Below are 22,057 nucleotides of genomic sequence, written 5' to 3'. Positions count from 1 at the left end.
TTGGAAATAGTTCCCCTGCCTTTTTTGTGTTTGTATTGCGGATGAATTAACCTTATAATAATGAAGTGTCAAAAAATGGCGAGGTTGACAACGGATTAGTATGTTGTATCGTCATGATTTGATATTTTCTACGTTTTTAACTATATTTTTGAATTGTCACTATATTGTGACCTGAAGGAGAGACCTAGTCTTGGAATCCAATGCACCGCGCCATATCATATTGGCATCGACCTCACCGCGTCGCCGGGAATTGATTGCTACCTTAGGAATTCCTTTTGACATTGTTCCTAGCTATGCTGACGAGAGCACATCGGAGAAGTGGACACCAGAGCATATTGTACAGGAACTTGCCAGACGGAAAGCTGAGGCGGTATATCATTCAACATCATTCGACGAAGATTCTGCAGGAATTATCGTTGGAAGCGATACGGTTGTCGTCAGAGATGGGACCGTACTTGGTAAACCGCAGGACAAGCAGGAAGCTGCTTCCATGCTGCGATCACTTCAGGGCAGAATCCATACCGTGTATACGGGAGTCGCCTGTATTGATAGCCGGACGGGAGAGACTCTGGTTGACTATCGTGCGACGATCGTCACGATGAAGCCGCTGAACGAGCGTGAGATTGAAGCTTATGCGGCTAGTGGGGAAGGACTTGATAAAGCCGGCGCCTACGCGATTCAAGGCTTGGGGGCAACGATTGTGACTGGTATAGAAGGCTGCTACTTTAACGTAGTTGGCCTGCCGTTATCGTTGCTCGTTGATATGCTTGGCAAATTCGGAGTACATGTATTGTAGAGTTGTAACAAAAACAATTTAACAGCCGTTTATTCTAGGAAGTGATAAAGCATATCCTTCCGAATTGATTTCTGTCTAAGGACCGTAAGTAAGGACTTAGCAACTAATTAATCGGAAGAGAGGGATTCATTTTATGAATTTGATACCGTATATGCTGCGTGACCTTCCTAGTCAGGAGCGCCCAAGAGAACGGATGATGGAATTTGGAGCAGGGGCGCTAAGTCAAGCTGAACTATTAGCGATATTGCTGCGGACCGGCACGAAGAATGAGTCAGCCGTCCACATGGCGCAGCGGATTCTTGCCGATACCGGTGGCATTCGCGGCCTGGTGGATCTTAGCTTGGACGAATTGACCGAGATGAAGGGGATAGGTATGGCGAAGGCCGTACAGATCAAGGCTGGGATTGAACTCGGACAGAGGCTGGCCAAATCGCGCTTACCAGAGGCTGTGAGTATACGAAGCCCACATGATGCAGCTAATATACTAATGGAACAGCTCAGGTATTTATCAAAGGAACACTTTGTATGTCTTTTTTTGAATACGAAAAATCATATCATTGCTCAAGAGACGCTTTCCATTGGAAGCTTGAACGCATCGATTGTTCATCCTCGCGAAGTGTTTCGTGCTGCGATTAAATGTAGCAGTGCATCGATCGTCTGTGCTCACAATCACCCGAGTGGGGATCCGACGCCTAGTCCGGAGGATATCCAGATGACGCGTCGATTGTGTGAGGCTGGCGAGATTGTGGGAATTGATGTACTCGATCACGTCGTGATTGGAGACGGTCAATTCGTAAGTTTGAAGGAGCAGGGTTTGATGTAATATAATTGATTAGATACAGGAAGAAAGGAAGATTACAGCATGTTTGGTGGCTTTTCAAAAGATTTAGGAATTGATTTGGGTACTGCGAATACCCTTGTTTATATCCGTGGCAAAGGAATTATTGTGAGGGAGCCCTCGGTGGTTGCCATCCATACTGATAATAAGAATATCGTAGCCGTAGGAGAGTCAGCCAAGAAGATGATCGGTAGAACCCCGGGAATATCCGTGCGATCCGTCCGATGAAGGATGGAGTTATCGCGGATTTCGATACAACGGCAACGATGATTAAATATTTCATCCGTTCGGCACAGAAACAGCGTTCGATGTTTCAACGCCATCCGAACGTAATGGTATGTGTTCCTTCCGGAATTACTGCCGTGGAGCAGCGTGCTGTAGAAGATGCGACGAAGCAGGCTGGGGCTCGTGAGGCTTACACGATCGAGGAACCTTTTGCAGCAGCAATCGGAGCCGATCTTCCAGTATGGGAACCAACGGGCAGCATGGTTGTAGATATCGGTGGTGGTACAACAGAGGTTGCAGTCATCTCCCTCGGCGGGATCGTAACGAGCAAGTCGGTACGCGTAGCCGGTGATGAAATGGACGAATCGATCATTCAATATATTAAGCGTCAATATAATCTAATGATCGGGAGAGAACGTCCGAGCAACTGAAGATGGATGTTGGTTCTGCACTCGCATTGGAGAAAGTTGAGACAATGGAAATCCGTGGACGCGACTTGGTTACCGGATTGCCAAAGACGATCACAATCACTTCCGATGAGATTACAGAAGCGCTTAATGATACGGTAAGCGCGATTGTCGATGCTGTAAAAGTAACGCTTGAGAAATGCCCACCTGAACTTGCCGCCGACATAATGGACCGCGGTATTGTACTTACAGGCGGAGGTGCGCTGCTTCGTAATCTGGATAAGCTGCTCGCCACTGAGACAGGAATGCCTGTCATCGTTGCTGAAAATCCACTAGATTGCGTAGCGATTGGCACGGGCCGCGCTCTTGATAATATTCATTTGTTTAAGACAAAGAACAGTTCGACTCTTCGCTCCAGGCGCTAATAGTGGGCGGGATAATTTGAACATCACATTGAATAGCGGCGCCGTCTAGACATGGATGGCCAAGCCGCTTTTCTATTTTAACCATTGCCAGAAACGGATTCGTTCGTCATAGACGAGGGGCCGTTTCTGCTTGTTTAAAATCGCGGATTTCATGATTGCCGTACATATTGCGGTCAGGCTGTCTAAGAAGTCATGCCGCTAGGCGTGCTTCTTGCAAATTGCTTGTTTCAAGAGGATCTGTGAAAAGGTACAATAAGAAGAAATAAAAAAGATTGGAGGGGGCTTAAACTGTTTAAGCTGCTTGGCAACAAAAGATTATTTGTTTTGTTGATAGGACTTATTCTATTTATCGCGGTGATGGGCTTTACCCTCGGATCGAGAGCAGGCTTGTCCTGGCCGGAGAAGTTTGTGAAGGATACAGTTGGTTTCGTGCAGTATGTATTTTATAAACCCACCTCATATATAGCGGGGATTACTGAGGATATTTCCAACCTGCGTTCCCTACAAGAAGAGAATGAGCAATTGAAGATTGCCTTGTCCCATTATACGCGCGACAAAGCGAGATTTAACTGGATAGAGCAGGAGAATGAGAGACTGCAAAAGGATCTCGATTTTACCAATGCTCAGAAGGAACAATATGACTATATTTGGAAGATAGCCCAGGTCATAAGTGTAAATGATGATCCCATTAACCGTTCAATCGTCGTGAACATCGGCGAGCGGGAGGGTGTTAAGGAAGGCATGGCTGTATCGTCCGCAGAGGGATTGGTTGGCGTCATTAGTCATGTGAGCAACTTTACTTCTACCGTTAGACTGGCGACAACAATGGATGCAAGAGATCCGAGTTCCAATGGCATTGCCGTAACAGCCCAAGGCAAAGAGAATGATGTGTTCGGCGTGATTGAATCCTACGATCAGTCGACAGGTAAATTCCTCATGTCACGGGTGACTGAGCCTACCTCACTTGCGAAGGGCGATTTGATCGTCTCGTCGGGTATCGGTGGCGTATTCCCTCGCGGAATGGTGATCGGTACAGTGAAGGAGATTGATGTCGGTCAGTATGGTCTTACTTATACGGCCACGGTGGAACCAGCAGCAAACTTTACTGATTGGAAGGAACTGTTCGTAGTGTTTGCTCCGGAGGTTGAGAAATAGTGAGGAAGAGAAAATCTATATTGATTTTGCTGTTGTTCGTCCTGTTCATTGTTGAAGGTACAATCATCCCTTGGCTGATCCCTTACTCATGGCAGACACGTCTTTTTCCTCATTTGGTCTTCGTTGTGATTATGTATTTCTCCATCTTTGAGAACCGCCACTCTGGTCTGGTTCTAGGTATTGTTTTCGGATTGTTGCATGATGTTGTGTTCTATGGAGCTATTATTGGGGCTTATTCCTTCGCAATGGGATTTATAGGCTATCTGGCGGGGCTTCCCTCGAGATCACGTGCGGTGCCTCTTCCGGTAGTACTGATTGTCATTACACTCGGAAGCCTGATGCTGGACTCCACACTGTTTGGAATCTATTCTTTGTTCGAGCTCACACATGAACCTTATTCGTGGGCGTTCGTCAATCATATTATACCGAACCTGTTCGTTCAATTTGTGTTTGCGCTAGTGATTTATGTGCCGTTAAGACGTCAGCTTGAGATTATTACGAAGCGCCGCTCTCCGGAACAGAAGTCCTAACTTCGTATATTTCAATGAATGCAAGCAGGAACTTGTTTGCCTCTGCGCGAATTGAATAAGAGGGAGGGACAGGCAAATGACGGTGAAATCCAACCACGTGACAATAAAGGGCATCAAAGATGGCCTGGTTTTCCTGTTTGACGATACTTGCGAATTCGAAGCTCTTCTTGACGAATTGCGTTATAAATTGGAGCACAGCCATCAGAACATATTGACCGGTCCGATTATTCATATTGATGTGAAGTTCGGAATGAGAATAATCTCGGACGAGGAGAAGGAAGCCCTGCTTGATATTCTGAAGCAAAAAGGGAATCTACTGATTCGTTCCGTGGACACGCCGGGCATGGTGACTGAAGAGGATACGGCAAAAATTACGACGATGTGCGGAATGGTTCGTTCTGGGCAGGTGCTGCATCATGAAGGCAACCTGCTCTTCTTAGGGGATGTTAACCCTGGGGAACAATCACGTGCACCGGTGATATTTTAATATTAGGAGCTCTGAGAGGGATGGCCCATGCCGGCGTTGCCGGTAATGAGGAAGCGGTCATAGCAGCCTCTTATTTGGCACCCACGCAGCTCAGAATCGCTGAGGTCATCAGCAGGCCACCGGATGAGTGGGAGAATCGGGAGACAAGCATGGAGTTCGCTTTTTTAAGAGACGGGAAAATGCAGATAGACAAGATTACGAATATGCTCCGGGTCAGGCCGGATTTAAACGTGTTCAAAGGGGTGTAATTGATGGGAGAAGCTATCGTTGTCACGTCTGGCAAAGGCGGCGTCGGCAAGACGACGACCTCGGCCAATATCGGTACAGCACTTGCTCTACTCGGCAAGAAGGTCTGTCTGGTCGATACGGATATCGGCCTCAGAAATCTGGATGTCGTCATGGGGCTGGAGAACAGAATTATTTATGATCTGATTGACGTGGCTGAAGGACGCTGTCGCTTGAATCAAGCACTGGTGAAGGACAAACGGTTCGAGGAATTGTATATGCTTCCGGCAGCGCAGACGAAGGACAAAAATTCTGTATCGCCTGAGCAGGTGAAGGATATCGTTCTGGAATTGAAGAAGGAATATGAATATGTCATTATCGACTGTCCTGCTGGCATTGAGCAGGGATTCAGAAATGCGATCGCGGGTGCTGATCAGGCTATCGTAGTTACGACGCCGGAGAATGCTGCTGTACGCGATGCAGACCGGATTATCGGGCTGTTAGAGAATTCGCAAATTTCTTCTCCCAAACTGGTAGTGAACCGGATTCGCACGAATATGGTGAAGTCTGGAGATATGTTGGATATTGATGATATTCTTCAAGTGTTGAATATTGATCTGCTTGGTATCGTTCCAGACGATGAGCTTGTGATCAAGGCGGCCAATTCAGGCGAGCCTACAGTTATGAATCCCGATTCGAGGGCTGCGATTGCGTACCGCAATATCGCTAGGCGAATTCTCGGTGATACCGTGCCGCTGATGCTTCTGGAGCAGAAGCAGGGCAAATTCAAACGCTTTAAGAAGTTTTTTGGGATGGGCTGATCTTATATATACATGAATGAACCGATGCCAGTGGCATCGGTTTTTTTTTGTTGTCGTACTGCAGGCATCCCTGATGCTAGTACTCATAAGAACGGAAGATCAGCTTGTTCATATTCTGACGCGGCTGTTCATAAATATAGAGTATGACAAGCAGTCCGAGCGGAGGAATGAGAACGATGGATGTGAAGTCAAATGTAAAAAAGCGTCGTGAAGAGAGAATAAGACAACTAACATCGACTGAGGGGCACAAGCGGTTCTTCAGGACAGGACACGTAACGATCACCCATACCGGTCATCCGTCCAGTCCGAGCAGGGGAACATGGCCGGCTATAATAGTATGTCGGACAGGACTGAACCAGATCCAGAACTGCTCTGGAAGAAGGGCAAGGCCGGTGGCAGGATAGCATGAGCTATCATACTGGAGGGAGCGGGGGGATGATTATTTCGGTGACAAGAGGCGGCCTAGCTTCTGGACATCCCTGTTCCTTCGTCTTATCATTAGCGCGCTTATTTTTATCGGAATCTGGGGTATCGAGCGTTATGAACCGGATTGGGCATTTCCGGTTAGAGCTTTTGTGGCCCGGGCTCTAACGGAGGAAATGGATTTTGGTGCTATCGAGGCCTGGTATGAGAAGAATATAGGCGGCGCTCCTTCCTTTATTCCGATCTTCAATCATAATGAGGACAAAGGAATGAAGGTAGGCGCGGCTGGTGGATTTATATCCCCGTTAACCGGAAATTTGGCAAATCCCTTTGCCCTCAGTCTGAAGGGGGTGGAAGTGATTCCGAAGGAACTTGCTGCTGATAACACGATGGTAAGAAGTATTGATACTGGCCGGGTCCTGGACGTGAATTTGGATGCCCTGACAGGGATGACGGTAACCGTGCAGCACTCGAACGGCTATAAATCTATATATGGGCATTTGGAACAAGCCTTGGTCAGCAAGGGAGACTGGGTCGAAGGAGGCAACCCTATCGGGAGCCTTGGTTCTAGAGAGGGGAGACACTCCCGACGCTATACTTTGCGATAAAAAAGAATGATCGATTTATTGATCCAACGGATGTGATCTCGTTTGATTAAGTGGAGCGGCATCAAGATTTCGGTGCATCCTTTCTTTGTTATCATCATGCTGGCTTCGGTACTGACTGGGCATTTCCTGGAGCTTATTGCCTTGTTCACAATCGTATTTATTCATGAATTAGGACATGTATTCGCCGCCAGGTGCTTCGGTGTTCAAGTGCTGGCGATCCAGATGCTTCCCTTCGGTGGGGTTGCGGAGATGGAAGACACGAGTCATCTGACTGCACGCCGGGAGATCGCGATTGCGTTGGCCGGGCCTTTGCAGAATATTCTACTGATTGGGGTATCGCTGCTGCTGCATGTTTGCGGATTATGGGAGGGGGCCTTCTTTCTCTATTTTATATATAGCAATCTTCTCATCGCCTTGTTTAATTTGCTACCCATTCTGCCACTGGATGGGGGAAGGTATCACAAGCCTTGATCAGCTCAATTCTGCCATTCCATCTAACACTAGTATATTCTTTGCGAATCAGCTTATTGTTCAGCTTCATGGTGGTGATATACTCTGTAATTCCGTCTATGCTAGGACATGGCATGCCTAATTTGAATTTGCTGCTGGTGGGGTTATTTCTGCTCTATTCAAATTGGACAGATTACCGCAATATCCCCTATAGGTTCATGCGTTTTCTTGTTAATCGGGACCAGGCCTTTGTTCGCCATTGGATGACCGGGGGGTTAGCTCAGCCAATTGTAGCGAATAGAGCGAAACCTTTGGAACAAATTTTGCGTCTATTTAGAAGACAGAAGTACCATTTCATATATGTCATGAACAAGCAAGGCGATATCGAGGTTGTTCTGCCGGAACAGAGAATTATTTCCTCTTTTTACGGGGCAAGCCTAAGGATTAGTAAGGCTATATCATGTTATAATGGTAGAGCAGTTTTGATAGAAAGTAAGGCAAAGGGTGAGATGATGAAGCGAATGATTGTTCACTGCGGCCCTGATTCCACCCAAATGGCGCTGCTGGAAGACGGCAGATTGGTGGAGTATGCAGCAGAGAGTTCCCAGAGACGGGGATTGGTGGGCAGCTTTTTTAAGGGCAAGGTTGTGAATGTTGTTCCTGGCATGCAGGCGGCTTTTGTTGATATTGGACAAAAGAAGAATGCATTTCTTTATATTGATGACTTGCTTCACCCGCATTTGGAGAGACAGCCGCGGCAAAAGCCAGCAATTTCAAGCCTGCTCAAAGCAGGACAAGAACTAATTGTACAGGTTGTTAAGGATGCATTAGGTAACAAGGGAGCCAGGGTGACGACCCACTATTCATTACCTGGTAGATGGCTTGTCTATATGCCTTCAGCAGGGTATGTTGCGGTATCTAAGAAAATCGGACATGAAGACGAGAGAACAAGATTAAAAACGATTGGCGAGGAATTGCGTACGGAAGAAGAAGGACTTATTCTGCGGACGGTTGCGGAGAATGCAGAGCCAAATTCTATCGCAGAGGATCTGAACATGCTTCGTGATCGCTGGAGCCATATACAGGCTACGGCGGAGGAGATGAGCGCACCAAGTCCACTGCATCATGATCTTGGAATGGTTCAACGACTTATGAGGGATATATATAGTCCTGAGACAGATGAGTTGATTATGGATTGTCCAGAGCAGTTGGAACAGACGAGTGCTTTTCTTGGTACGATGCTTCCAGGAAGATCCCCGAAGATTACGGTGTATGAGGGGGAAGTAGGATTATTTGAGCATTATGGAATTCGTCAGCAACTGGAGAAGGATTTTCAGCGTAAGATTTGGCTACCAGGCGGCGGGTACATAGTATGGGATAATACCGAGGCGATGACTGTTATCGATGTGAACACCGGCCGCTTTACCGGCGGACAGACGCTGGAAGAGACGGTATTCCAGACCAATATGGAAGCTGCAAGGGAGATTGCCAGGTTGGTGCGGCTCCGCGATGCTGGTGGTATCATTATCATCGATTTCATTGATATGGATCGGGAAGAGCATCAGAGTGAGGTACTAGATATGCTGGAATCTTCACTGGACGGGGATCGGACGCAGCATCATGTTCTGGGCTGGACCAAGCTGGGCCTGCTCGAGATGACCCGTAAGCGGGTACGGAAGAAAGTGTACTGCAATTGAATGATTAATCGAGGCCCCGATCGTTAATACAAGGAGAACACAAAGAAACCACACATCAAATCGAAGTGTGGTTTCTTTGTGTTTGCTATCTATACATTGACGGGGCTTCCAGCAACATCTTGAAATTTGCCGTCCCGGCTTCGATCTCACGCTTATCCAGATACTGGATATATGTTTTGCTATAATCAGTTCCGAGCATGAACATATAGCGTTCATCTCCGACAATCAATAGCTGAATTTCTGGTGTTGCTGCATCAGTAGACATACGGATGGTTTGGATAAGATGATTGTCCTTGTAGATCTTCAGCTTGTCAGAAATCCCTTCAATTCTACTGGGCCCTACATAGCTGTATTGATCATCAATCAACGCATTAAAATTGATAGGAGCCGGTGGAATGCCAGTCTCTACCTGAATATCCTTGCCGTTTAATTGGGAGGAATACGTCTTAAGTGCGGGTTCCTCTACAAGATCTGAAATCTCGTCACTCTTAGGGGGATAGTAATAGCTGAAATAAATTCTTTGATTATGAATCGCTTTAATGAATGGGCTTCCCTCATCTTCGTTATCCAACAGCCTGGTGACCTGTGAGTTTCTTAGATTATAGCGCATTGTATAAATTGCTTGCTTATCACTTTCGATGAAATAAATCTGTGAACCGTAAGGAATGACGGCAGCGATTCCTCCATCACGATTGTGAGTCTCATATAATACTTCAGGTTCTTGCGACGATTCTTTCAAAGCGAGGCGAAGGAGCATTTGCTTGTTCTTCCCCTGATCTTTGACTTCGACGCTATAGTAAAGGTAACCGCGATGAATGGCTGTGCTAACTGGGGTATGAGGCAGATCTATAACAGTGTGTCGGTTCCTCCCATCAGTATCGCGCTGAACAAGTTCATATTGAATGCTTGGATCAGTTTGAGGGCTTTTTGGCTCGATAGTATATAGCTTGTCTTGGTAAAATTGCAGCAGTAAAGAGTCGCTACCCGCTCGTAACCGGGGAGCTGAGTATATGGTATCGATTAGCTGTGGTTCAGGCTTTTTACTATTTTGATCCATTTTATATAATTGGCCATCATTCCGAAAATAATAGCTGCCATTACCAGTTGTTACCTGTAAGTTATTGCCAAACATATAAGGATAATCAGTTTCAGGTATGTATTGATCCTCCATTCCCTTCAGTTCCGTACATGATGTCAGTATGGAGATAAGAAAACAAACGACCAGCAGTAGAATAAGTCTTTTTTCATAGTTCCCCTTAACAAGATTATTCGGAATAAACCCATGATCTTATTTTAGGATACCTAATATGTATAATTATTACAATCGTATAAGTACGAAACAGTGATTACTATAAAAATTGATTGGTATGTATTAAAAAAGCCGGGTCCAGAGATATCTATCTAGACTCGGCTTCCACAATATTTATCCCAATAACCCTATACACAAGATTCCGCAGAAGATGACGATGGAGGTGGCGATTCTTTTTAAACCTTGCTGCTCCTTCAGAATCAGAACTCCGAGGAAAGTAGCGAACACGGTTCCAATCTCTCGCAAAGGGCTGATATGAGCCATCGGTGCCTGCTGCATGGCAAATAGGAAGAGTAGATATGAACCGGGATTCAAGACCGCACCAAGAAGAATCGTGTTACGGTTAGCTTTCCACTCTCGCTTCAACGCCTTCGAAGTTAATACGAGCGGGGTTAATCCGGCAACAAAACCGATGTTGGTCACTTCGAGCAGGGCCAAGGGAGAGATATTGCCAAGATTCAGTTTATCTACAAATACATAGCTAGTCGTACATAGTCCTACACACAGTGCCAAGGCGAATGGTTTTAGGCTTTGCGGTTGTCTATTTGTCTGCTTCTTCCCTAGGCTGGCTCCGCTAAGCACGAAAAATCCACCGATCATGAGTATAATGCCGATCCATCCAAATACGGATAGGGACTCTTTGAGAAATACGACTCCGATTATAGGAATGAGCAGTGTGCTCGTACCCCGCATGATCGGATAGATCTGCGACAAGTCACCGAGTTCATAGGTTTTGGACAATAGCCAGGAATACACACCTTGTAAAATAACGGATAACAATAATAGTCCATAACTGCCCCAAGATAATGGAGTTCTCCAAAGCTCCACAATAAGGTAGGGCAGGAGAAGCACTGATGGGATCATCATGATCGTCCATAGGAAGACGCCCTTATTAATGCTGCGTTTCGTAAATAGGTTCCAGACTGCATGACACATTCCGGAGGCCAGAACTAGTAAAATAGGTATCAGCATGGTTATACAGCAGCCTCTCTATTATTTTGCATTTTCAGGTTGATGAACAGGTTGCTCGGTCATAGCTGTACCGTCCTCCAGACGAAGCCAGGTTGCGAAGTCCTTCTCTCCTTCAGTAAGACGGATGACGCGGGCGCCACGCGGGAATCCATCCCGGCCATAGGTGTTGATGCCTGTCGCTCTGCCATAACAGAGGCGAATGCCGTACAGACTACCATGATAGTCATTGACATGATCATGACCACAGAAGGTCCCGACTACATCTCCCATTTCAAGTAGAGTGGTGAATAGACCTGAATTGACGGGGGCACTGCAAACGGGTTCAAATTTATTACCATAGCAGACCTGTGTATCCCACATCTGCTGATACTCTTGAACAGGAATATGGAAGAACGCGAGCGCTGGCACTTTCTCTGCCTGATCCGCAGGATTAAGTCGAGCCGATTCACCGGCTAGCCAATTCAGCTGATCTCGGCGTACCCAGTTATAGTATGGGACATGCTCCAGTGGCGAGGTGCTTCCAGAGTCGAGGAAATATAAATTAAATGCAGATCTACCTTTAGTGTCGATCAATTCAATGGTGTAATTACCTTCACCATAAATTTCTTCAGGACCTGCCTCGGTCACGGTATGTTGATGAGATAAAATTAACTGCATAAGTTCTTTGCGGGTAATTAAACTCTCGGTATCGTGGTTACCGAAGACAACGGACCACGGAATACTACGTTCTTCTACAGCAGCTACAGCTTCGTTGAAAGCTTGAACGGGATTCTCACAATCAGTATTGTGTCCGGTGTAGATGACATCCCCTGTAAATACGACCAGATCAGGATTTTCAGCTTCCAATACCAATTCCATTAATTTGCGAGTGCTCTGGTCGGCATCCGTTCCAGTCTTCCAGTGGAGATCAGTAAATTGTACAATCGTAAACGTTCCATCCTGACGATAAGATAAACGGCGGCTCATAATGCCCCTCCTCGTTGTTATGTTGTTGATTCTTGTTTATTAGTGTTGTTTTCGTGTTGATTTTATGCCCTGACAACGCTTTTGTCAATGCTTTTATAGAAGTTTGTAAAATCTACGTAAAATATAGAGACAGCTATTAAGGCAGTAAGCCGTAAGCAGCGGATAGAAGTTTGACAAAATTTCCAAGCAAACGATACACTTAAAACAAAAACAACAACAAAACACATTAAAGTGCGTGTTCAAAAAAATCGGTTTTCTTTCAAAAGCACACTTTTTGAACAATCTTTTAAATCATAAAGCTTGTTGAATACAGGAGGGAACGACATGTCCTTAACCTACGAGGAGCGCCGTCAGACTATTCTCGCACAGCTTAGCAAAGAAGGTAAGGTCCAGGTACATGATTTAGCGGGAATATTTAATGTCTCTACGGAGACCATCCGCCGTGATCTGGATCGACTGGAGAAGGAAGGGAAATTGCGTAAGGTATACGGTGGTGCGGTTCAGACCCGTTCTGAATGGATTGAACCGACTTTTATGAAGCGATCGCAAATGCATCACGCTGAGAAGCAGTCCATTGGCAGACTTGCGGCTTCATTGGTTAGAGAGGGGGAGACCATTCTCCTTGATAATGGAACCACAACTCTTGAGATTATGCGGGAACTGAAGCATCGCGCAGACGTGACAGTCATAACGAACTCCGTACCTGTACTCACCAGTGCACTGGAGGATTTTCAGGGAAAATCATTTTTGCTGGTGGGGAGGTTAACAAGGTCTGTCAGGCATCCACGGATGCGATTGCTCATCAATTACTTGACCAGTTCAAGGTGAACAAGGCTTTTATCTCCGCGGGAGGTATATCGCTTGTTGATGGGATTACCGAGTATAATCTGGAGGAAGCGCAATGGTCCCGGAAAATGATGCTGCGTACGGAAGAGTCTATTCTGGTAGCTGATCACTCCAAATTCGGAGTTACGACCTTTGCGCAAATCGCCCCTCTAGAGCAGATTTCCATGATCGTAACCGATCCTGGCTGTTCGCAGGAATGGATCGATGCATTGAATAAGCTGGATGTCGAGGTGCTAATCAGCAGTAATAATGAAGTGGTGGGGTGAACTAGCTCCGTGATCAAAGCGGACTTTTTGAGCTACCTCTAAAAATAAATGTTCAAAAAGGCCGGTTTTCAGCACCGAGAAGGTTGGATGAAGCCAGGGACTGAGGAGCGGAACGTACGTAATTTGTACATGAGCACCGGAAGGCCCGGCTGAATTCAAGATTCGATGTCGAATCCACTTCTTAGAGTTTCTTCGTGATCAAAAGCGGACTTTTTGAACTACATATAAAATAATTGATTTTCGTTTTGGCTCATGTTATCATACTATGGTATGTGTTATGAGTGAGCCTTGTACACATGCTGCAACCGCTCCGATCAGGTATGCAAGACCGTTTCCTTGAAGGGCGGCACCTGAATTAGGCGAGTCTGAGACATGAGGAGGTGCAAGCAAATGTACGCAATTATCGAAACTGGTGGTAAACAATACCGTGTTCAAGAAGGCGATGTTCTTTACATCGAGAAATTGAATGCTGAGGACGGCGCTAGCGTGACGTTCGACCGTGTATTGGCAGTATCCAAAGGTGAAGGTTTGGTAACGGGAGCTCCGTTGGTATCCGGCGCTAGTGTAACAGCGAAAGTTGAGAAGCACGGCAAAGGCCAAAAAGTAGTCGTTTACAAATACAAGCCTAAGAAGAACTACCACAAGAAGCAAGGTCATCGTCAACCTTACACTAAAGTAACTATCGAGAAAATCCAAGCGTAAGAAGGTGCGGTAAGTGATTATCGTGTCTGTACTACGTAGTAAGGATGACAACATAGTTGGCTTTAAAGTGTCTGGTCATGCTAATTACGCCGATAGCGGAAAAGATATAGTATGTGCCGGAGTCTCGGCCATCACTGTTGGAACAGTTAATTCCATTGAGGAACTCACAGGTATTGTGATGGACTCAAAGGTGAAGAGCGGCTTTCTCAATGCAAAGCTGCCGGCTGGTCTGAACACAGAGGTGTCGGAGCAGGTACAACTGCTTCTCTCGTCTATGGTCGTAATGTTGAAGAATATCGAGGATTCATACGGACAGTATATTCAGATACAGAACGTTATTATTTGAAGAAGGAGGTAGATGGACAATGTTGAAATTAGATCTTCAGTTGTTCGCTTCGAAGAAGGGCGTAGGTTCCACAAAGAACGGACGCGACAGTATCGCTAAGCGCCTTGGCGTTAAGCGTGCGGATGGTCAAGTTGTAACTGGCGGAAGCATTCTCGTTCGTCAACGCGGAACGAAAATTCACCCAGGTACTAACGTGGGTATCGGCAAAGACGATACGCTGTTTGCAAAAGTTGACGGCGTAGTTAAGTTCGAACGTTGGGGCCGCGACCGTAAAAAAGTGAGCGTCTACCCAGTGGAAGTTGCTCCAGTAGCAGCTGCAGTCGAAGCTTAAGAACTTTGCTAATATAGCGAGGTTTACAAAGTCCTTGGCACCTAGATGCCAAGGACTTTTTGATTTTTACAAACGGTATTTTTTGCCAGGGACAATAGGTAATAAGCGTTTTCGGACAAGGATTGTGATATACTGTGTATACATCGAGTTGTAATGATTGTACCTAATCTGTGCAGAAACGAGGAAGGTTATGAAACGTCGATTCGCGATTCCGACTCTTTCGCAATGCTTGTACTGACTTGTCTAACGTCCATGTATTTCATTCATTCGCTTTACGGATTTATCATTATCAGCCTTTGTTTGTTGATATTATTTCAGGGCTATAGCAGATACATCCAGAGACGGGCTGCAGATGAGCGTAAGCATATGCTGGAATCGGTACAGAGAACGGCCACGGCTACGCTGGGTCATCATCGTCATGACTGGATGAATGATCTACAGCTTATATATGGCTATTTGAAGCTAGGTAAATATGATAAACTGGGTAGCTGTGTGGAAAGAATAAAAGAACAAATGGCACTTGAGAGTAAAATATCAAGGCTTGGCATTCCTGCGCTTGTATTCTTCCTGCAATCCTTCCGTGAGGTGAACAGATCAATCGATCTCCGAATCGAGATTAGGGATGAACTGCAGCTGAATCATATGCTTCGGGTAGAAGATGCTGAAGAGTTGACGGAAGCGATTGTGGAGACAATTAAAAATTTTCAATTCATGGGGCGTTCCTCATGGGATGAAGTGCTAGAACTTCATATGAGCTTGTATCAGGAGAATGGTGAAGTTATTGCGGCGTTCTGTCCAGAAGGTGAAGCGGGAAATGCCGAGAAATTACAGAGATATATCGAGGAATGGCACCCTGACAGAAGAGTTCTTGCAGAGCGAACGGACTCTAACCGCTTCTCCTGTAGATTAAGAGTGCCGATGAAGTCATCAGTGCAAAATACAAATGAGGTGAACGTATGTTTGTAGATAAAGCGAAAGTATACGTAAAAGGGGGCGACGGCGGAGACGGTATTGTTGCTTTCAGACGTGAGAAATATGTACCAGAAGGAGGCCCGGCCGGCGGAGACGGCGGCAAAGGAGCTGACGTTATATTCCGTGTAGATGAGGGTCTGCGTACACTGATGGATTTTCGTTATCAGCGTCATTTTAAGGCCACTCGCGGCGAGAAGGGGCGTAATAAGAGTCAGCACGGCGCTAATGCCGAGAATATGATCGTGCGGATTCCACCAGGTACTGTCATTATTGATGATGATACCCAGGAAGTTATCGCCGATCTAACGCGTCACGGGCAGCAGGTTGTAGTAGCGAGAGGCGGCCGCGGTGGCCGTGGGAATATCCGCTTTGCGACACCGAATAACCCGGCTCCGGAACTCGCTGAGCATGGCGAAGAGGGTCAAGAGCGCTGGGTTGTGCTAGAACTGAAGGTCATGGCCGATGTAGGCTTGGTCGGATTTCCGAGCGTAGGCAAATCGACACTGCTCTCGGTAGTATCCGCTGCGAAGCCGAAGATCGGAGCGTATCATTTCACTACGATTACACCGAATCTTGGCGTCGTAGATGTCGGTGATGGCCGTAGCTTCGTTATGGCTGACCTACCTGGACTAATTGAAGGTGCGCATGAAGGGATAGGGCTGGGACACGAGTTCCTGCGCCATGTCGAGCGGACAAGACTGATTGTTCATGTGGTCGATATGGCTGGCTCTGAAGGACGCGACCCTTTCGATGATTGGCAGAAGATTAACGCCGAATTGGAGCAATACAATGCTGAGTTGGCAAAACGGCCGCAGATCATTGTCGCTAACAAGATGGATATTCCTGAAGCGGCGGACAACCTGAAGGAATTCCGCAAGCAGATTGGGGAGATCAACCCAGAGCTTGAAATCTTGGAGATGTCCTCTCTGACACGGCAGGGAGTTCAGGATGTTCTGTACAAGGCTGCTGATCTGTTGGAACAGATCCCTGAGGCACCTGCTGTTGAGGAAGTTGCCGAGCAAACAGAACGCAAGATCTACAAGCTGGATAAGAAGGAAGACAACAGCTTCACCATCCGCCGCGAGAACGAGACGTTCGTTGTCGAGAGCGAAAAGATCGATCGCATGATGAAACGGATGCAGCTTAATACGCATGAGGCTATCCTTAAGCTGGCACGTACACTTCGTCATATGGGTGTAGATGAAGAACTGCGCAAACGCGGTGCTGAAGATGGTACGATCGTACGAATTGGCGATTTTGAATTTGAATTTGTGGAAGGCAGCAGCTACTATTATTAATCATCAATGAACAGAAAACGGGTACGTCTCCTGGAGGGGACAGTAGCCGTTTTCTGTATATCTGTATAGAGAAAAGTTTATGAATTGTGCTATTTTTGGATGTGTGCCTACATAATTTATGCGAAAAATGGATTGCCGGAATAGTAGATTTCCGTTATAATGTCCACTATACAAAAACAGAAGTCTCTAAGGAGAGGACGTTTGTGAAGGAACGCTACTATTTGGTTCGTGAGGATATTCTGCCGGATGCTGTGATCAAGACGCTTCAGGTTAAGCAGCTGCTGGCTTCAGGTGACGTGAAGACGGTCAATGAGGCGGTGGCGAGAGTGGGACTTAGCCGGAGCGCCTTTTATAAATACAAGGACGGAATACATCTATTGAATCAGATTGAACGCGAGAGCATCGTCACGATATCTTTTGACTTGGAGCATCGTTCCGGAATTTTATCCAAAGTGCTGGGGCTGATCGCAGGCTCTGGAGGTAACGTGCTTACAATAAATCAGAGTATTCCACTGCAAGGCAAGGCGAATGTAGTAATTTCTGTAGAGACCTCGCGTTTGACAGAGGAACTGGATGAGATCATTGAGATGCTTCAGGGAACTCCCGGCGTAAGAAAGACAGAAATCGTCGGTCAAGGATAGGTTTGAATTCAATTACCCAATCATGGGATATAGGAGGGACAGCGAGTGAAATCAGTAAAAGTAGGTTTACTTGGACTCGGTACGGTTGGAACTGGCGTCGTCCGTATTGTGGAAGGGCACCAGGAGGACCTGAGCAGTCAGGTAGGTTCTCCGATCGTGATTGAGAAGGTTGCGGTAAAGAACATAGAGAAAACCCGTAGCGTAGATATCGAGCGCAGCAAGTTGACGGAGGATCCTTGGGAAGTGATTCACGATCCTGAGATCGATGTCATCATTGAAGTGATGGGCGGCGTGGAACAGACGAAGGAGTATATTCTAGAGGCACTGAACCGCGGCAAGCACATCGTTACTGCCAACAAGGATTTGATGGCCCTCTATGGAGCCGAGATTATGGCCGTAGCGAGGGAAAAGCAATGCGATATATTCTATGAAGCGAGCGTGGCTGGAGGGATTCCAATTATCCGCACGCTGATTGAGGGCTTCTCCTCGGATCGTATTATGAAGATCATGGGAATCGTGAATGGGACAACGAACTATATTTTATCGAAAATGAGTCAGGAAGGCGCATCATATGATGACGTACTGGCTGAGGCTCAGGAACTCGGTTATGCAGAGGCAGATCCGACTTCGGATGTCGAGGGATTGGATGCCGCTCGTAAGATGGCAATTCTCGGCTCGATTGGTTTCCGGACGAACGTTGATCTACGAGACGTCAAGGTTCGCGGGATCACTGCAGTATCTAAGGAAGATATTCTGTATGCCAAGAGAATGGGCTATGAGATTAAGCTGCTCGGAATCGCGGAACGGCAAGATGATGAGTACAGTATCAGTGTTGAGCCGACGATGGTGAAGCATAGCCATCCGATTGCTGCAGTTAATGGCGTATTTAACGCAGTATATGTGTACGGCGAAGCGGTCGGTGAGACGATGTTCTACGGTCCTGGTGCTGGAGAGATGCCGACGGCGACTTCGATTGTTGCGGACCTGGTCGCTGTAATCAAGAATCAGAAGCTTGGTGTAAATGGCTTGAGAGCGATTGGTCCATACAAACCGAAGAAGCTGAAGGATGATGAGCAAATCGCCTATAAAAATTACTTGCTGCTTCAGGTTGCTGATAAGGCAGGCGTGTTGTCGAAGATCACTCAGGTATTTGCTGAATATGACGTGAGCTTGGAATCGGTCGTGCAGTCTCCAAATGCTAGCATGAGTGATGTGGAGATCATTATTGTTACCCATAATGCTAGCAAGGCAGCAATGGATAAGGTTATGAGTCACTTTGAATCGTTGGATGTTATTCGCAAAGTGAAGAGTGTGTACCGTGTTGAGGGCTAAGAGTAAGGAGTATATAGTATGAATGATTCCAAGATGACGATGATTGTTGACAGATATGAAGGTGGTTGGTTATGAGTATGACTCGCAGCTCGGGCGTCCGGGTTCAGGTTCCGGCCAGTACGGCCAATTTGGGTCCGGGATTCGATACGTTAGGCATGGCATTATCCCTCTACTCATGGATTGAGATGAAGCCGGCAGATACGACAGTTTTTCATCTCTACGGCGATAATTTGGATGGTCTTCCAAAGGATAAGAGCAATCTCATCTATTCTGTGGCGCAATCGGTATTCGCTGAAGTCGGAGTCGAGATTCCCGAACTGGAAATTTCAATCTACTCCGATATTCCGTTAACCCGTGGTCTAGGCAGCAGTGCCTCTGCGATTGTCGGAGCGTTATATGCTGCCAATGCATTAATTGGCTCTCCTTTGCCACTTGCTCGATTATTCGATATGGCCACAGCGCTGGAGAACCATCCCGATAATGTAGGGGCCTCACTATATGGTGGAATCATTACGGCTGTGTGGGACGGGACTCATGCCGATATACTGCGCATTGAGCCGCCACAGCAATTGGAGGTCTTGGTTGCTATACCTGAGTTTCATTTATCCACCTCCAAGGCACGAGAGGTTCTTCCTAAGCAGGTAAGTCTAGGTGATGCAGTTTATAATGTCAGTCATACTTCGATGCTTACCGCGGCTCTGGCTATGGGTCGGCTTGATCTTATCTCCGCAGCAATGCGAGACCGGCTACATCAGCCTTACCGGGCTTCGCTTGTTCCTGGAATGATGCAAATTCTCGAGGAGGCTACGCAGCATGGAGCTCTAGGTACAGCACTTAGCGGGGCTGGACCTACTCTACTCGCCCTGGTCGATGCTCAGGCGGGACAGGGAGAGCGGTTGGAATCCTACCTACTGCAAGTGCTTAAGTCTCATGATATAAAGGCAAGAACGCTTTGGCTAAAACCTTGCACACATGGAGCTCAGGAGCTTACTATGGATAAAGATAGTTCATTACTGGATTACGTAAGAGGGGAAGTCAAAGCATGATACGATTAGCATTGTTGCCTGAGGGGACGGTATCTCATGAGGCGGTTCTTCGGTTGTTCGGTGATGAGCCTGTTGAGCTGCTCCATTACAAGCAGATCTCTGATGTTTTTCTGGCAACCGTGAATGGTCTCACGGATTACAGCGTAATTCCAATGGAGAACACCATCGAGGGTTCGGTGAGTCTGCATATGGATTGGCTCGTCCATGAAGTTGACGTTCCAATGCAGGTTGAATGGGTCTATCCTTCTGTTCAAAATCTGATCGGACGGCGCAGTGAATTTGTTGACGCCGATGATAGCGTTGATTATTCCAAGGTTTCTCGAGTTTTGTCCCATCCAGTCGCGATGGCGCAATGCATGAAGTTCCTTAAGTCGCATATGCCGCATGCAGAACTAGAGAATGTAGGAAGTACGGCAGAGGCGGTCGAGTTAGTTAAGCATAATCCAGGGGAAGGCTGGACAGCGATCGGTACTATGATTGGGGCTAAGCGGCATGGTCTCGATGTGCTGGCGAGTAAAGTTACAGATCATGATAACAATTACACCCGCTTCGTGCTGATTGGCCCTAAGCCTTTGCCAACTATAGAAGATGGTGCACAAATGAAGACGAGTATCCTCGTCACTTTACCGGAGGATTTCCCGGGTGCGCTGCATCAGGTGCTATCGGCATTTGCCTGGCGCAAGCTGAATCTATCAAGAATTGAATCGCGTCCCACGAAGAAGAGGTTAGGCAGTTATTATTTCTATATGGATGTATTGGCCGCACTGGATGCAGTGTTGCTTCCCTCTGCTATAGAAGAGATTGAGGCCTTAGGATGCCAAGTCAGAGTGCTTGGAAGCTATCCTAGTTATTCTAGCAAAGTACTAAATTCGGAGGTGCAATATTAATGGCAGAACAATGGATTTATCTAGATGGGGAATATGTAACAAAGGAGAAGGCAACCGTCTCGGTCTACGACCACGGCTTCTTATATGGTGATGGAATCTTCGAAGGTATCCGCATCTATAACGGCAATATATTCAAATGTAAAGAGCATCTGGATCGTCTGTACGATTCGGCCAAGTCGATTATGCTGGAGATTCCGCTGAGCTATAAGGAGATGGAAGAAGCGTTGGTAGAGACATTGCGCCGTAATGAGATGCGTGATGGCTACATCCGCCTCATCGTCTCACGTGGACCAGGTAATCTGGGGCTTGATCCAAACCGTTGTGCCAAGGCTTCTGTCATTATTATTGTGGAACAACTCGCCATCTACTCGGAGGAAGCATACAAGAACGGGCTTAAGGCTGTATCTGTATCGACACGCCGCAATATCCCGGATGCGCTCAATCCAAAGATCAAATCACTGAACTATTTGAACAATATTCTAGTGAAGATTCAATCGAACCTTGCCGGTGCTGGTGAGGCGATTATGATGAATGCTCAAGGCTATGTGACTGAAGGATCCGGGGATAATATTTTCATTATCAAAAATGGAGTTATTACTACGCCTCCTTGCTATTTAGGAGCACTCGATGGGATCACTCGTCAAGCGATTATTGAAATTTGCGAGAAGAAGGGCTACAAGCTGAAGGAAGAGCCGTTCACGATGCACGATATTTATGTGGCCGACGAAGTATTCCTGACGGGTACGGCGGCTGAAGTTATCGCTGTTCGTGAAGTCGATGGACGGATTATCGGCAGTGGTCAGGCAGGCCCTGTAACCCTGAAGCTGCTTGAAGAGTTCCGTAGCATCGTTGATCAAGACGGATTGAAAGTCTGGTAATTCAAATTCATAGAAGAGCTTCGCATCCCTAGTGGATGGCGGGGCTTTTTTTTGTTTTGCTTTTTTTATTTTCGCGGATGTCAAATCTGGGCTTTTTTGCATAGGATGTATTAATTGGGCCCGGGCGAATATCACGTACCGGAGAAGAAACCTAGGAGGTCTTTAGCGCGTGAAAATA

The 22,057-nt window shown here is 46.6% G+C and carries 22 protein-coding genes, 4 pseudogenes and 1 other annotated feature (1 of these 27 cut by a window edge); of the genes and pseudogenes, 23 read left to right on the top strand and 3 right to left on the bottom strand.

The window, feature by feature from the left end; genetic code table 11:
- The first annotated feature begins 190 nt into the window (after positions 1-190).
- The 11 genes and pseudogenes from RE628_RS23020 to RE628_RS22970 all read left to right on the top strand — a co-directional run bounded on the left by RE628_RS23020 (position 191) and on the right by RE628_RS22970 (position 9,087).
- Positions 191-796: a Maf family protein gene (locus RE628_RS23020; protein ID WP_309155310.1), complete on the top strand. Its 606-nt coding sequence runs from the start codon at positions 191-193 to the stop codon at positions 794-796.
- A gap of 133 nt (positions 797-929) precedes the next feature.
- Positions 930-1,619, top strand: a complete 690-nt coding sequence (radC, locus tag RE628_RS23015; RefSeq protein WP_309155309.1) for a RadC family protein — start codon at positions 930-932, stop codon at positions 1,617-1,619.
- A gap of 39 nt (positions 1,620-1,658) precedes the next feature.
- Positions 1,659-2,691, top strand: a pseudogene (locus tag RE628_RS23010) (rod shape-determining protein).
- A gap of 324 nt (positions 2,692-3,015) precedes the next feature.
- On the top strand, positions 3,016-3,846 hold the full coding sequence (gene mreC, locus RE628_RS23005) for a rod shape-determining protein MreC (protein ID WP_309155307.1): 831 nt from the start codon (positions 3,016-3,018) through the stop codon (positions 3,844-3,846).
- Positions 3,846-4,376: a rod shape-determining protein MreD gene (mreD, locus tag RE628_RS23000; protein ID WP_309155305.1), complete on the top strand. Its 531-nt coding sequence runs from the start codon at positions 3,846-3,848 to the stop codon at positions 4,374-4,376. The genes mreC and mreD overlap by 1 nt, the downstream gene beginning before the upstream one ends.
- 76 nt (positions 4,377-4,452) lie before the next feature.
- A pseudogene (minC, locus tag RE628_RS22995) lies at positions 4,453-5,111 on the top strand (septum site-determining protein MinC).
- Between the two features lie 3 nt (positions 5,112-5,114).
- Positions 5,115-5,909 carry a septum site-determining protein MinD gene (gene minD / locus RE628_RS22990; protein ID WP_309155301.1) on the top strand — a complete coding sequence of 265 codons (795 nt, stop codon included), beginning with the start codon at positions 5,115-5,117 and terminating at the stop codon, positions 5,907-5,909.
- A gap of 16 nt (positions 5,910-5,925) precedes the next feature.
- Positions 5,926-6,120, top strand: coding sequence for a hypothetical protein (locus RE628_RS22985; protein WP_309155299.1), 195 nt, complete (start codon positions 5,926-5,928; stop codon positions 6,118-6,120).
- 388 nt (positions 6,121-6,508) lie between these two features.
- A complete protein-coding gene (locus tag RE628_RS22980; RefSeq protein ID WP_309155297.1) occupies positions 6,509-6,940 on the top strand; it encodes a peptidoglycan DD-metalloendopeptidase family protein in 432 nt (143 codons plus the stop codon).
- A 42-nt stretch (positions 6,941-6,982) separates the two neighbouring features.
- Positions 6,983-7,824 (top strand): annotated as a pseudogene (locus tag RE628_RS22975) (M50 family metallopeptidase); the annotation flags it as partial.
- Between the two features lie 78 nt (positions 7,825-7,902).
- Positions 7,903-9,087 (top strand): Rne/Rng family ribonuclease, encoded by a 1,185-nt coding sequence (locus tag RE628_RS22970; protein ID WP_309159542.1) that lies wholly within the window; start codon positions 7,903-7,905, stop codon positions 9,085-9,087.
- 85 nt (positions 9,088-9,172) lie between these two features.
- Here RE628_RS22970 and RE628_RS22965 read toward each other — a convergent pair whose 3' ends face one another.
- From RE628_RS22965 to RE628_RS22955, 3 genes are all read right to left on the bottom strand, one after another.
- Entirely contained in the window at positions 9,173-10,258 is a 1,086-nt protein-coding gene (locus RE628_RS22965) for a hypothetical protein (RefSeq protein ID WP_309155295.1), read from the bottom strand.
- Positions 10,259-10,510: 252 nt separating this feature from the next.
- A complete protein-coding gene (locus RE628_RS22960; protein ID WP_309155293.1) occupies positions 10,511-11,368 on the bottom strand; it encodes a DMT family transporter in 858 nt (285 codons plus the stop codon).
- A gap of 21 nt (positions 11,369-11,389) precedes the next feature.
- On the bottom strand, positions 11,390-12,334 hold the full coding sequence (locus RE628_RS22955; RefSeq protein ID WP_309155291.1) for a metallophosphoesterase family protein: 945 nt from the start codon (positions 12,332-12,334) through the stop codon (positions 11,390-11,392).
- A gap of 324 nt (positions 12,335-12,658) precedes the next feature.
- Here RE628_RS22955 and RE628_RS29810 point away from each other — a divergent pair.
- The 12 genes and pseudogenes from RE628_RS29810 to RE628_RS22890 all read left to right on the top strand — a co-directional run.
- A pseudogene (locus RE628_RS29810) lies at positions 12,659-13,446 on the top strand (DeoR/GlpR family DNA-binding transcription regulator).
- 293 nt (positions 13,447-13,739) lie between these two features.
- Positions 13,740-13,823, top strand: a sequence feature (ribosomal protein L21 leader region).
- 13 nt (positions 13,824-13,836) lie between these two features.
- Positions 13,837-14,148, top strand: a complete 312-nt coding sequence (gene rplU, locus RE628_RS22940; protein WP_044481735.1) for a 50S ribosomal protein L21 — start codon at positions 13,837-13,839, stop codon at positions 14,146-14,148.
- Positions 14,149-14,161: 13 nt separating this feature from the next.
- A complete protein-coding gene (locus RE628_RS22935) occupies positions 14,162-14,494 on the top strand; it encodes a ribosomal-processing cysteine protease Prp (RefSeq protein ID WP_309155283.1) in 333 nt (110 codons plus the stop codon).
- A gap of 19 nt (positions 14,495-14,513) precedes the next feature.
- A complete protein-coding gene (gene rpmA, locus RE628_RS22930) occupies positions 14,514-14,825 on the top strand; it encodes a 50S ribosomal protein L27 (RefSeq protein WP_068697198.1) in 312 nt (103 codons plus the stop codon).
- 153 nt (positions 14,826-14,978) lie between these two features.
- On the top strand, positions 14,979-15,791 hold the full coding sequence (locus RE628_RS22925) for a Spo0B domain-containing protein (protein ID WP_309155274.1): 813 nt from the start codon (positions 14,979-14,981) through the stop codon (positions 15,789-15,791).
- The gene (obgE, locus tag RE628_RS22920) at positions 15,782-17,095 is read left to right on the top strand and encodes a GTPase ObgE (RefSeq protein WP_309155271.1); all 1,314 of its coding nucleotides are present in this window, start codon (positions 15,782-15,784) and stop codon (positions 17,093-17,095) included. Before RE628_RS22925 ends, obgE begins: the two co-directional genes overlap by 10 nt.
- Before the next feature lie 203 nt (positions 17,096-17,298).
- Positions 17,299-17,736 (top strand): ACT domain-containing protein, encoded by a 438-nt coding sequence (locus RE628_RS22915; protein ID WP_309155268.1) that lies wholly within the window; start codon positions 17,299-17,301, stop codon positions 17,734-17,736.
- 45 nt (positions 17,737-17,781) lie between these two features.
- On the top strand, positions 17,782-19,068 hold the full coding sequence (locus RE628_RS22910; RefSeq protein ID WP_309155266.1) for a homoserine dehydrogenase: 1,287 nt from the start codon (positions 17,782-17,784) through the stop codon (positions 19,066-19,068).
- Between the two features lie 77 nt (positions 19,069-19,145).
- Positions 19,146-20,114, top strand: coding sequence for a homoserine kinase (gene thrB, locus RE628_RS22905; protein WP_309159540.1), 969 nt, complete (start codon positions 19,146-19,148; stop codon positions 20,112-20,114).
- Entirely contained in the window at positions 20,111-21,001 is an 891-nt protein-coding gene (pheA, locus tag RE628_RS22900; protein ID WP_309155264.1) for a prephenate dehydratase, read from the top strand. Before thrB ends, pheA begins: the two co-directional genes overlap by 4 nt.
- Positions 21,001-21,879 carry a branched-chain-amino-acid transaminase gene (gene ilvE / locus RE628_RS22895; RefSeq protein ID WP_309155262.1) on the top strand — a complete coding sequence of 293 codons (879 nt, stop codon included), beginning with the start codon at positions 21,001-21,003 and terminating at the stop codon, positions 21,877-21,879. The genes pheA and ilvE overlap by 1 nt, the downstream gene beginning before the upstream one ends.
- Positions 21,880-22,048: 169 nt before the next feature.
- Positions 22,049-22,057: the 5' portion of a LysM peptidoglycan-binding domain-containing protein gene (locus RE628_RS22890; RefSeq protein ID WP_309155257.1), read on the top strand. It continues 1,818 nt past the right edge of the window; only the first 9 of its 1,827 coding nucleotides appear in the window; its start codon is at positions 22,049-22,051; its stop codon lies off the right edge, out of view.

It is taken from the genome of Paenibacillus sp. D2_2, from assembly GCF_031199965.1.
Classification (GTDB): Bacteria; Bacillota; Bacilli; order Paenibacillales; family Paenibacillaceae; genus Fontibacillus.
This window is presented reverse-complemented; position numbering and strand designations above follow the sequence as displayed.

Coding starts and splice junctions, on each gene's coding strand:
- radC (WP_309155309.1), top strand. CDS start 930: ATGAATTTGATACCGTATATGCTGCGTGACCTTCCTAGTCAGGAGCGC.
- minD (WP_309155301.1), top strand. CDS start 5,115: ATGGGAGAAGCTATCGTTGTCACGTCTGGCAAAGGCGGCGTCGGCAAG.
- RE628_RS22985 (WP_309155299.1), top strand. CDS start 5,926: ATGAACCGATGCCAGTGGCATCGGTTTTTTTTTGTTGTCGTACTGCAG.
- RE628_RS22980 (WP_309155297.1), top strand. CDS start 6,509: ATGGATTTTGGTGCTATCGAGGCCTGGTATGAGAAGAATATAGGCGGC.
- RE628_RS22970 (WP_309159542.1), top strand. CDS start 7,903: ATGAAGCGAATGATTGTTCACTGCGGCCCTGATTCCACCCAAATGGCG.
- RE628_RS22965 (WP_309155295.1), bottom strand. CDS start 10,258: ATGGAGGATCAATACATACCTGAAACTGATTATCCTTATATGTTTGGC.
- RE628_RS22960 (WP_309155293.1), bottom strand. CDS start 11,368: ATGCTGATACCTATTTTACTAGTTCTGGCCTCCGGAATGTGTCATGCA.
- RE628_RS22955 (WP_309155291.1), bottom strand. CDS start 12,334: ATGAGCCGCCGTTTATCTTATCGTCAGGATGGAACGTTTACGATTGTA.
- rplU (WP_044481735.1), top strand. CDS start 13,837: ATGTACGCAATTATCGAAACTGGTGGTAAACAATACCGTGTTCAAGAA.
- rpmA (WP_068697198.1), top strand. CDS start 14,514: ATGTTGAAATTAGATCTTCAGTTGTTCGCTTCGAAGAAGGGCGTAGGT.
- RE628_RS22925 (WP_309155274.1), top strand. CDS start 14,979: ATGATTGTACCTAATCTGTGCAGAAACGAGGAAGGTTATGAAACGTCG.
- obgE (WP_309155271.1), top strand. CDS start 15,782: ATGTTTGTAGATAAAGCGAAAGTATACGTAAAAGGGGGCGACGGCGGA.
- thrB (WP_309159540.1), top strand. CDS start 19,146: ATGACTCGCAGCTCGGGCGTCCGGGTTCAGGTTCCGGCCAGTACGGCC.
- pheA (WP_309155264.1), top strand. CDS start 20,111: ATGATACGATTAGCATTGTTGCCTGAGGGGACGGTATCTCATGAGGCG.
- ilvE (WP_309155262.1), top strand. CDS start 21,001: ATGGCAGAACAATGGATTTATCTAGATGGGGAATATGTAACAAAGGAG.